The sequence below is a fragment of the Vibrio sp. MA40-2 genome (assembly GCF_047302445.1).
Lineage (GTDB): Bacteria > Pseudomonadota > Gammaproteobacteria > Enterobacterales > Vibrionaceae > Vibrio.
This window is the reverse complement of record NZ_CP178627.1, coordinates 1,631,348-1,642,815: the sequence shown is the minus strand read 5'-3', so window position 1 is coordinate 1,642,815 and position 11,468 is coordinate 1,631,348. Positions and strand designations below refer to the sequence as shown.

General features: G+C 39.1%; 10 protein-coding genes and 1 pseudogene. 5 read left to right on the top strand and 6 right to left on the bottom strand.

The window, feature by feature from the left end; genetic code table 11:
- Nucleotides 1–42: 42 nt before the first annotated feature.
- From ACLKML_RS07225 to ACLKML_RS07200, 6 genes are all read right to left on the bottom strand, one after another.
- The gene (locus ACLKML_RS07225; protein ID WP_317718021.1) at nucleotides 43–1,281 is read right to left on the bottom strand and encodes a sugar ABC transporter substrate-binding protein; all 1,239 of its coding nucleotides are present in this window, start codon (nucleotides 1,279–1,281) and stop codon (nucleotides 43–45) included.
- A gap of 75 nt (nucleotides 1,282–1,356) precedes the next feature.
- Nucleotides 1,357–2,430: a LacI family DNA-binding transcriptional regulator gene (locus ACLKML_RS07220; RefSeq protein ID WP_317718020.1), complete on the bottom strand. Its 1,074-nt coding sequence runs from the start codon at nucleotides 2,428–2,430 to the stop codon at nucleotides 1,357–1,359.
- Nucleotides 2,431–2,751: 321 nt separating this feature from the next.
- Complete coding sequence (locus ACLKML_RS07215) at nucleotides 2,752–2,892, bottom strand: FeoB-associated Cys-rich membrane protein (protein WP_317718019.1); 141 nt, start codon at nucleotides 2,890–2,892, stop codon at nucleotides 2,752–2,754.
- Between the two features lie 9 nt (nucleotides 2,893–2,901).
- Complete coding sequence (feoB, locus tag ACLKML_RS07210; RefSeq protein WP_413283034.1) at nucleotides 2,902–4,905, bottom strand: ferrous iron transporter B; 2,004 nt, start codon at nucleotides 4,903–4,905, stop codon at nucleotides 2,902–2,904.
- A 61-nt stretch (nucleotides 4,906–4,966) separates the two neighbouring features.
- Nucleotides 4,967–5,272, bottom strand: coding sequence for a FeoA family protein (locus ACLKML_RS07205; RefSeq protein WP_413283033.1), 306 nt, complete (start codon nucleotides 5,270–5,272; stop codon nucleotides 4,967–4,969).
- Nucleotides 5,273–5,634: 362 nt separating this feature from the next.
- Nucleotides 5,635–6,822 (bottom strand): conjugal transfer protein TraF, encoded by a 1,188-nt coding sequence (locus tag ACLKML_RS07200; RefSeq protein ID WP_413283032.1) that lies wholly within the window; start codon nucleotides 6,820–6,822, stop codon nucleotides 5,635–5,637.
- A gap of 524 nt (nucleotides 6,823–7,346) precedes the next feature.
- On the opposite strand from ACLKML_RS07200, the pseudogene ACLKML_RS07195 reads away from it, so the two are divergent.
- The 5 genes and pseudogenes from ACLKML_RS07195 to ACLKML_RS07175 all read left to right on the top strand — a co-directional run.
- Nucleotides 7,347–7,564: pseudogene (locus ACLKML_RS07195) on the top strand (DHH family phosphoesterase); the annotation flags it as partial.
- 102 nt (nucleotides 7,565–7,666) lie between these two features.
- Nucleotides 7,667–8,572 carry a 30S ribosomal protein S6--L-glutamate ligase gene (gene rimK / locus ACLKML_RS07190; RefSeq protein WP_317718016.1) on the top strand — a complete coding sequence of 302 codons (906 nt, stop codon included), beginning with the start codon at nucleotides 7,667–7,669 and terminating at the stop codon, nucleotides 8,570–8,572.
- The gene (locus tag ACLKML_RS07185; protein WP_413283031.1) at nucleotides 8,572–9,588 is read left to right on the top strand and encodes a succinylglutamate desuccinylase/aspartoacylase family protein; all 1,017 of its coding nucleotides are present in this window, start codon (nucleotides 8,572–8,574) and stop codon (nucleotides 9,586–9,588) included. Before rimK ends, ACLKML_RS07185 begins: the two co-directional genes overlap by 1 nt.
- Nucleotides 9,589–9,614: 26 nt before the next feature.
- On the top strand, nucleotides 9,615–10,040 hold the full coding sequence (locus ACLKML_RS07180) for an ATP-dependent zinc protease (protein WP_317718014.1): 426 nt from the start codon (nucleotides 9,615–9,617) through the stop codon (nucleotides 10,038–10,040).
- 29 nt (nucleotides 10,041–10,069) lie between these two features.
- A complete protein-coding gene (locus ACLKML_RS07175) occupies nucleotides 10,070–11,413 on the top strand; it encodes a magnesium transporter (protein WP_413283030.1) in 1,344 nt (447 codons plus the stop codon).
- The last annotated feature ends 55 nt before the right edge of the window (nucleotides 11,414–11,468 follow it).

The following is an 11,468-nucleotide window of genomic DNA, read 5'->3' as shown; positions in this document are numbered from 1 at the left end:
AATAAGTGACGAATATAGTCGTCACTTATTAGTTCGTTTATATTAGAGGTGCTTATCTATACGGCTACAGATTTTATTCATTGTTTTTTCAATATTGGCATCATCTTTCCATAGTTCGTCAAATATACCTTTGGTAGATGATTTTATTGCTGCCATTTTGCTGTGTGCTGGCAATACATTGCCAGTATTTATTCCATCAGCCACTATTTTCATTGCATCGGCATTAAGACGTGGATTACTGGTTAAGAATGCTTGTGAATTTAATACTGAATTACGTGCTGGAGGAAAAAACTCAGCCATGGTTTCTATTCCAACTTTGTTGGTCATATAAGCCAGAAACTCTTGTGCAAGTTTCTTATTTGGACTGTCTTTGAAAACTACAACTGCAGCTTGGCCAATAATTGGACTAGCCCCATCTGGACCAGATGGCATAGGTGCAATTCCCCACTTAAAACTAGCATCATCTAATTTAGTGGTGCGTGATATTTGAGTAATAGTTAAACCTGCTTTTGCATTGAAGAAATCTGCACTTTCTCCTGGCGGAACAGCAGACTGATCGGTATATACCATTTCATGGTACAAGCTCACAGCTTCAATCGATTCTTTAGAATCTAAATCACATTTATTATCTATCCAAGCATCTGAACCATAGGAACGAATAATGGGTAAAATCGTCTCCCATACTCTAGAGTCGTAACCGTTTCCATCCATTGTCTCGAAACCATAAACGCCGGCGGACTTATTGGTCATTTTAGCCGCCATAGTTTTAAATCTATCCCACGTCCATTCGCCTTTTTGTACTAATTCATTTGGGTTTGTTAGTCCATTTTGTTCTAGCATATCCTGGTTATAGAACACAACTAGCGGCGATGTAGAAAAAGGAATACCGTACACTTCTTTATCCCTAACCCAGAGTTCCATTGCAGACTGAGAAAAATCACCATAGTCATAATTAGCCGTCTCTTTTAGAGTCGCACTTACATCACTGAGTACCTTAGCGTCAATAAAAGTAGGAGCGGAAGATTCTAACATCCAACCTAAATCAGGCGGATTATTTCCAGAAATTTGTATCGACACTTTTTGTACATAATCCGCAAACGGGATTGTCTCAAACTTAACATTTACATCGGGATGAGTTTCCTTAAAACCTTCAGAAAACTTGTTAAGCATATCTAAATGGGCTTTTCCTCCAGTCCAAACTGTAAATCGTAATGTTTCTGCTGTTGTTATCGACGAAGTACACAGTGCAGTAATAAGTGTTGCTAATTTAATTAAGCGCATAATCATTAAATCCTTTTTCACGTTATTGGAGCGTTTATTATTGGAATAGTTAATAACCATTCATTATTCTATTATCTATTTATTATTATATAATTTTGGGGTCGATCTCGGGCCAATGGTTGACCCTACTCTGATATTACAAGGTAAAGTAACTTGAACCTTGGAACCTAAAAAATTTGAATCTATTTTTTGCATTAATAAGATGAACGCTTGATAACCCATCTCTTGTTTTGGTAGTTCGAAGCCACTCCAGTCAATGGAAGATGCCTCTCTTTGCATCGATTCGCCTAAGAGCGCAATCGAAAAATCAGTAGGAACAGAAATGCCCATTTTTTGCAGTGTAGAGTATAAGTATTCCGCGGTATCTGGTTCTTCGATCAAAGCAGCGGTAACACCTGACTGTAGCCATTCTTGTACCATTGGTAATGTGATTTGTGCAGCATCACCTCTTATAATGCTAGCCTCAATATCAAAATCGCTCAATTGCATTGCGAAGGCACGATAACCAAGTTCGCGGTCAACACTTGGCTCTGAGAGTGATTCATTTCCAATATAAATAAACTGACGATGACCATGCTTAAAAATAGACTCTGCTACAATTTGTGTTGATTCTTGGTAATTGGCCGCCACGTAACTGATTGGCACATTATCAACTTCTTGCCGACCAATATACACAAAGTCATAGTTCTCAGAAATTAAGCTTTTCAACTCTTTTTTATCAGGTTCTCGACCAAATAAGATCGAGCCATCAGCAAGCTTCAAACGGTTGACTCCCTTCTCGTAAACGCTTTTTTTATTATTACGAACTTTAGAAGAAGTATGAAGTAACAAGTCATAACTATGTGCTTCAGCCGCTTTTTCTACTCCCAATAAAAAATCACGAAAAAAATCATTTTGTTCCTTTGGAAACACTGGTTCGTAACTAAATAACCCAACAATATTCTTCTTTCCACCAGCAAGACTACGCGCAACCATATTAGGAACGTAACCCAGTTTTTTTACCGCTTCTAATACTCTTAATCGAGTTACATCTCCTACGCGTATATTCTCTGAGACATTGCCATTTATTACCGCTGAAACAACAGCAGGAGACACTTTTGCTAGTTTTGCCACATCGGCTTGTGTCGGCTTTTTATTCTTAGTACGCATAGATTAAAACTTATATATTGTGTTTTATAAAAATGATAATGCGCATAATCATATACTGTCAATTGATTGAAGAATGTACTGTTTAAAAATGTGACGTAACGAAGGATTACACTCGTACAAACAACTTTAAACGCAAACCAGCCTTTAAAGGTTTACCTTTAATGATTCTCTCTTTATCAAACCGATTGTGTGATGTTGACAACGCTAAGGGGGTGACCAGTATTATGCGAGGTAGGTTATACAGAGCGAGGTTATTTAACAAAAAAAACAGGTAGCATCAAATTTGATACTACCTGTTTTCACATTAATTTGTATGCGTGTTTATTTGTTTTTATTCGATGAACAACCGGCACTACTGGCGCAGCCAACACATTTTATTCCTTTACGTTTCTCGATAACAATCTTCGCTATGGAAAGCGCAAGAATAATCAAAATAACAGCAGCTACAATTATATTTGCCATGCAAACTCCTTATAAAGAAACAATGTTAATTAACTGTTGTTCTTTCTGAGCACCTTTTCTAACCAGGTGCACTAAAATTCCAAACAGTACTAAACAAACAGCGAAACCATAAATAAACCCTTGGCCAACTGCTCCTGTTGTAATCAAGGTACCAATCTGATACGTCATAAACGCGACCACATAGCCAATACCGAATTGGAATGCAACACCACCAAGTAACCATTTTTTATTTTCTAGTTCAGCATTCATTGCACCTATAGCCGCAAAACATGGCGGTGTGAACAAATTAAAGACTAAATAAGCGAAGGCAGCGACTGAGGACAGTCCCATTACGCCCGCTACATCGGAACTTCCTGCAACCAGAGCTAACTCTTCAGTATCAATAAAGTTAGTGATGCCATAAACAACTGCCAACGTACCAACAACGTTTTCTTTCGCAATAAAACCTGTGATCGCGGCAGCCGCTAATTGCCATGCACCAAAACCAAGAGGTATTAAAATAAAGGCAAACGGAGAGGCAATGCCCGCCAAGATACTTGTGTGTTCCGCTCCTTCTGCAACCACTTGGAGTTGCCAATTGAATGTTTGCATAATTTGAACCGCAGCGTTACATAGCAAGATAATGGTACCCGCTTTAATGATAAATGCTTTAGCTCTTGATAAAGTGGAATGTACCGCGCGACTAATACTCGGAAAACGATATTCAGGTAATTCTAGGATAAAGAATGATCTGGTATTTTTCTCGCCAGTTATTCTAACAATTAGCAATGCGCCAATAATAATCAAACCAATACCCGCGAAATACATTGTGGTTCCAACCCATGCGGCATCTTGGAAAAACACACCAGCAAATAAGGCAATAACAGGTAATTTTGCGCCACAAGGCATAAATGGTGTGAGCATCGCGGTGGTGCGACGTTGTCTTTCATTTTGAATCGTTCTGGTTGCCATGATCCCTGGGATTGCACAACCAGTACCAATCACCATTGGAATGATAGACTTACCTGACAAACCGACTTTCTTGAAGAATCGATCCATGATCACGGCAACTCGTGCCATATAACCACTGTCTTCAAGTAACGCGAGCAAGAAAAATAGCACCATAATTAATGGAAGAAAGCCAATAACCGCCCCGACACCACCAATAATACCATCCAATAGTAGAGCACTTAGTAAAGGAGAGACATCGTCTCCTAACAAGCCTTCGACTACGGCATATAGTTCATCAATCCAACCTACAAGCGTATCCGCTAAAATAGGCCCTACATGAGTTTGTGACAATGAAAACACGCTCCACATAACTAAAGCGAATATTGGTAAGCCAAACCATTTATGAGCTAATACATTATCGACTTTATCTTGCGTTGTTTGTTCTTGACTCTCTACTTGTCGCACCTCAACTTTCTGCACTAAACTTTTGACGAACTCAAAACGTTTAGCGTCTAATGCTTGCACCGAAGCGGCATCTTTAATTTCTACACCTTGAGCATTAAACGGTGCAGCTTGAGAGTTACCTTTGATGTCAATCGCTTGTTGAATAAGTTGCTCTAATCCGTTATCACTATTTTTAGTAGAAATAGTTTCAACTACTGGGCAACCCAACTTTTGGCTTAACTGTTCAATGTCTAGTTCGGTCTTTTTCTTTTTATTTAAGTCACTTTTGTTTAACGCGATAACCACTGGAATACCGAGTTCTAAAAGTTGAGTCGTAAAAAATAAGCTTCGGTTTAGGTTTGTAGCATCAACAATGTTTAAGATAACATCGGGCTTTTCATTTTGAATGAAATCTCGGGTAATGGTCTCTTCAGAAGTAAACGGAGACATTGAATAAGCACCCGGTAAGTCAACTGCCGTAATGTCAGTATCTGAATGACTAATAGTATTTTTTATTAGCCCTTCTTTTTTACTAATCGTTACACCAGCCCAATTGCCAACACGTTCTATCCTGCCCGTGATAGCGTTAAAGAGCGTTGTTTTCCCACTATTTGGGTTACCTGTTAATGCAATTTTCAAAGCCTTTTCCTCGCTAATTTACAATGATGTTAGACTGATCTAACTCATCTCATTTAATTCATTAAACCAGTATGACCATTTTGGCGAGATCTAAATCAATACTATATCGAGCATCTTTAATATTAATCACATAAGTGTCTGATAATACTGATACAAGAGTAATAGACTGACCTTTAAAACAGCCTAACGTAAAGAGAAAATTGACGATATCTTGGTCATCTTGAATAACACTTTCGATTTCATATTCTTTGTTAAGCTCAGCTTGGGATAAGTTTTTTACCTTGCTATATTCGCTATTTTTTGCATTCTTTCTTCGCAAAAGTGTCGCTATTTTTTGCGGTAATAAATGAGCAATTGTATTGTTCACAACTCTTTCTCCAAATGTATCAATATGACCATGAATGTTTATTTTGATCTTCAACTATATCGTACTGATACGCGAACCTAAATGACAATGGTTTTCATTACGAAATAAAATAGATCAAAACATTGATTATAACAATAGTCCTCATGGAAATTATGGGTACCTTTCTAAAAACAATGAACATTGATTGATATAAGTCAATTGTTTCGATTATATCTAGTCCGTTAGAGCGGTTTATAGTGGAAGACTAAGTGGGTAATTGGTAAAAGAAGAAATCATGAATTATGTAGAAAGAAACTGACAATCATCAGGTGATTGTCAGTCAGGTTTAATCAAAAAACACTTATTTAAGATTAAAATTTTATTTAAAACGTAAAGGCAAGATTCGCTGACGCACCAAATGAACTTTCATTAGCATAAGTTGCCGCTAGGTCTAGATTAATCACATCGAACGGTGAAAGACCAAGACCTGCCGTTATTGTATTATCGGTATTATCTTCTAGATCAATCGAATATCCAGCACGTAATTGAGCCCAACCCCAAGCATCGCCTTCCAAACCAAAACGAACAAATTGAGTATCATCTTCCAAGTTGGTAAAACGGGTTTCTTTTGTTAAATCCACGTCTAGAGATGCAGTGAAGAAATTACTAGAATACGCGCCACCTATGGTGATTTTTGGTTCCATCTGATAGGTCACATCGTCATCAATGGTTTGTACATCTTTAGAGATGGCATCTTTAACTACCATGCCTACTCGCCAGTTGTTATGAATCCATGCTGCGCCTAAATCCACATTAAAAGCACTGTCTGTCTGTTTGTTTTCATCATAATCGTCGATTTCAAAATCACGTAATGTTGAGAATGAAGCGTACGTTTCGAATTGCTGCAGTTTCGGTGAAATACCAAAAGCAAAATTCTGACCATAGATTTCAAATTGCTTTGAAAGCGCCACGCCAATTTCCGTTACAACGACACCAGCAACACCGACTTCTGAATCTTCGAAACGCTCTTTTACATCCGTTGCATCGGTTGAATCATAGCTTGAATCTGTATCGGCAATTTCTGAGATAGCAACAACATCAGCATAACCAGCAGCAAAAAGATTAACGGAAATGTATTGTGTAGGAACAGCAATAACCACACCTACACCTGCGTTTAAATTAACCGGCGCCTTATCTTCGAGATCTTCTAGAAGTTCATCTAATTCTGATGATTGCGCCGCAGATGCTGTACCATTATCAAAACCATCTTCATATTTATCATATGTATCTACTGAATCATCAACGGTTGTAACCATGTCATCTTGGTCATTTAATTGCACACCAAAACCTGGTAATAGCAACCCAAAGTCATCTCCACCGCGTGAGTGCCCGTCTAAACGGTAAAGTGCGCCTAGAGCGGGGTTATGAAATGATGACGTAAGATAATCAGCCGATGCGACACCCGTTCCACCCATAGCGACACTACGAGCATCTGCTAAATTTGTTCCTGCTGATGCATTAAAAGCCAACCCACCCAAAGTTGCAGATACCACCACTGCAATTTTTTTCATTGTCATTTTTTACCTACTATTATTTTAAATTAATCTCTTAGAACCTTACGTTTTGGCGCTATTTAACGGATACACAAACGCAAAAAATTAATAAGAGTGAACTTTTCATTATAAAGGACACTATGCCTTACAAAACTGACCATAACATAAATTAAATGAATATTTTACTAAACATATATAATTATAATCATTGAAATCAGTCCCTTATTTTTCATAAAATAATAACCACCAAACCGTTCCTCATATTGTGCAGGACAAAATAGCAGTTGTGGTGAAGCGAATATAAAAACGAATGAACGCATTATTAATAGTAATTATGTGATATTGACTATGTACATATTTCTAATATTAGATTGGCAGAGGTAATGTTGATAGTTAACTTGACAGTACTAAAGCCAATGCTAAGGTTATACGTTTTGTTATTTTTATTATCCGGCTCAATAACGAACGAACGGTATGATTCTTTAACGTAATCAAGGTAAGAATATGGTAAGTAGCAAAGTGAATGTTAGGAATTTTCAACTGTGACGCATGCGAAAGTCATCAAGTTTCTAGACCGTCTAAAAGGCAGTGCACGAATAATCATTCAGCCTCATGACTTTCCTGATCACGACGCGATCTCGTCGGCCTACGCTCTAGCATACTTACTAAAAAACAAGGCTATAAACCTTTTATCTCTTACCACGGGTTTATTGACCGAATATCATTACGTAACCTTATCAACCCTCTCTCCTCATCAATAACAATCTGTTGTCGATAAGATAAAAATTATTCGCTGTTAATAAATTCAAATAAAGACTATTTTCGCCGCATCTTACACCCCCTATCCAACTTGGAAAGTATCATGCGCATTGCAATTTTATCTCGTAACGAATCTTTATATTCTACTCGTCGCCTCAAAGAAGCTGGCGAAGCTAGAGGTCATCAGGTTGATATTATAGATACATTGCACTGTTATATGGATATCACCAGTAGTAAACCTAAAGTACGTTATAACGGAGAAGATCTACCGGCGTATGATGCAGTGATCCCGCGCATTGGTGCATCGATCACGTTCTACGGCACGGCGGTAGTTAGGCAGTTTGAAGTCATGGGGACATTTTGTATTAATGAATCGGTCGCAATCAGTCGTTCTCGAGATAAATTAAGATCGCTACAGCTTTTATCTCGTAAAGGTATTGGGTTACCTAAAACAGGTTTTGCTAGTAAACCAGACAAAATTCAAGACTTAATAAAAAACGTTGGTGGCGCGCCTGTGGTGATAAAACTGCTTGAAGGCACTCAGGGAATTGGTGTTGTTTTAGCGGAAACCAATAAAGCAGCAGAAAGTGTGATTGAGGCCTTTATGGGATTAAAAGCTAACATCTTGGTTCAAGAATTTATCGAAGAGGCAGGCGGTGCAGATATTCGCTGTTTTGTGGTAGGTAATCGTGTAATAGCCGCAATGAAGCGTCAAGCGGGGGAAGGTGAATTCCGTTCCAATTTACATCGTGGTGGATCCGCCACATTGGTGCGCCTTACAAAAGAAGAACGTCTAACGGCCATAAATGCCGCAAAAGCCATGGGACTTAACCTTTGTGGCGTCGACATTCTACAATCTAAAAATGGCCCAGTGGTTATGGAAGTAAATTCATCTCCAGGGCTAGAAGGAATTGAAAGCGCAACAGGAAAAGATGTAGCAGGAATGGTGTTTGATTTTATAGAAAAAACAGCCAAACCTAATGCTAACAGAACGCGAGGCAAAGGGTGATGGTAAAACAGCTCAACAATAGCCTGATCATTGCCGGTACGGAAATATTACCAGGCACTCAGTGCCAGTTAAATATTCCTGTCGCTAAACTGGTAACAGATACTGAACTGTCGATACCGCTACATGTTCAACGCGCAATAAAGCCAGGACCAACGGTGTTTGTTAGTGCAGCGATACATGGCGATGAGCTGAATGGTATTGAGATTATACGCCGATTAATTAAAGCCAAATTACACATTATTAGAGGAACACTCATTCTTGTCCCTATGGTTAATGTGTACGGTGTTTTAAACCAAAGTCGCTATTTACCTGATAGAAGAGATTTGAATCGCTGCTTTCCGGGTTCGAAAAAAGGCTCTTTAGCGGCCAGACTTGCGCAAGATTTTATGCGTAATGTCGTTGAGCATTGTGACTACGGTATTGATCTGCACACTGGCGCGATTCATCGTTCTAATTTCCCACAAATACGGGCGAATTTAAACGATGAAAAAACATTAGAACTGGCTCAACTGTTTGGCGTGCCTGTATTACTTAATTCGGTGCTCCGAGATGGATCGCTAAGAGAAGCGGCGACCAGCAGGAATACTCGTGTACTACTTTATGAAGCAGGAGAAGCACTTCGTTTTGATGAACTCTCAATTCAAGCCGGGGTTAAAGGGGTTCAAAAAGTATTAATGGGACTTGGTCTAATTAAAAAACGTACGAGCAGAAAGAAAATAGAACCTTTTATAGCCAACAAAAGTGAATGGATACGCGCTCCAGGAAGCGGTTTTGTGCACGAATTTGTAAAGCTAGGCGAACAAGTTATAAAGGGACAGGCACTAGCAGAGATTAACTCGCCGCTAGGAGAGTTGATTGATCAATTGGTATCCACTCGATCTGGAATAGTGATTGGTAAACAAAATATACCGCTAGTACAGGAGGGAGATGCTATGTTTCACATCGCCTATTTTGGTCAAGACGAAGACGATGTAGCAGAACATATTGAACTGATGCACGATAATTTGGCGTTGTAAACGAGCCATATTTTGAAGGGAAACCAATGGATAGATTAATAATCGGAAACCTTGAGTTGTGTAACCTACCCGATTTAGGAATTTTTGATTTAGAAGTTCGAGTCGACACCGGTGCTAAAACGTCATCTATTCATGTTGATAACATACGCCGTTTTCGCAAAAAAGGGCAACTGTTCGTGGAATTTGACCTGCATCCAGATATATACAACATAGAACAGACGGTAAAAACCTCGGCGCCAGTAGTTGATTCACGACAAATTAAATCATCGAACGGGAAATCCGAACGACGCTACGTTATCAAAACATTATTCACTATTGGTGGGCTGTCATGGCCAATTGAAATCACACTCACCAATCGAAAAGAGATGAGTTACTTGATGTTATTAGGCCGTGAAGGTATGGGTGATCGAGTTTATGTGGACCCAAGTAAAGCCTTTACGTTGATAGATTAAGTCACCGATACACAATCAGGATAAAAACTATGACCGACCTAAATCAACTGCAAATGACCAACAGCAACCCAGCATTGCTCGCTGAATTTATCAACGCAATGGAATCTACTGATGACCTTAACTTCTTAAAAAGTTATCAGGATGCGGAACTTGCAAATATTTTAGAATCTGTCGATGCGCTACATCGATTACAAATCGTCATGGTTATACCTGCTGAACGCTACTGGTTGATTCTCAATTTTTTGCAATATGAAACCGCGAAGCATATCCATAGGTCATTACCGGAAGAAGTGACCAATGCAAGGTTAGCCTGTATTAATGAAACCGACGTCATTACCTTTGCCGACTTTCTGCCGACTGAGTTTGTTGACGAGTATCTGCTTACTCAGAGCGAAGCAACGGTGGCGCACATTCAGCAAGCTTTATCTTATGATGACAATAAAGTAGGTCGATATATAGAGTCGTGCTTTCTGGTTGCTAACAGCAAAAATAGTGTCGGTAAAATTAAAGATGAAGTCAGCAAACGTACGGATTGCCCAATTCGTCTTATTATTGTGCGAGACGCTACAGGTATTATTGGCAGCATAGAACCTGAGCGATTTCTCACTCAAGCAAACGAAATCAAGCTCAAAGAATTGGCGACTAGTACTCCTATTTTAGAAGATATTCAGGACATACATGATATCAGCAAGCAGATTTCGATTGACGGCAGTGCTCATTGGTTCCCTGTATTATCTGCTGGAAAAATAATTGGTGTCATGTCAATGACGACGATTGTACTTACTTTACGAGAATTGAGTTTACAAGCCGTGGTTGCGGAAAATGTAAAAAGTGAAGAAGATTTATTTACTCCGCTAAGAGTCGCTACACGACTAAGAGCGCTATGGTTGGTAATCAACTTACTCACTGCATTTGCTGCATCGGCCATTATTGGCGTATTTGAAAATGTCGTTGAGCAAGTAGTCGCTCTCGCTATTTTGATGCCAGTAGTCGCAAGCATGGGTGGAATCGCAGGCAGTCAAACACTGGCGGTGGCGATAAGAGGTATTGCGTTAAATCACTTACACAAAAGCAATTTGCGGTTATTGGTCAACAAAGAAATTAAAATAGCACTTATTAACGGATTAGTAATGGGGGCTGCGATAGCGACCATTGTCTACTTTATCTTTGGTTCCATAGGACTGGCGCTGATCATCTGCTGCGCGATTTGTATAAACAGTTTAGCCGCTGCATTATCAGGGACTTTAATCCCTTTTACGCTTAAAAAATTCAATATCGACCCAGCTGTAGCAGGTTCGGTAGTGCTAACTACGGTGACAGATGTGATTGGATTTTTGGTTTTTCTAGGACTTGGCGCTATCTTTTTAGTATAAAGTTATGTTTAACTGCGGAACTGACCGCAATTAGTACATAACCAGCTATTAAGAG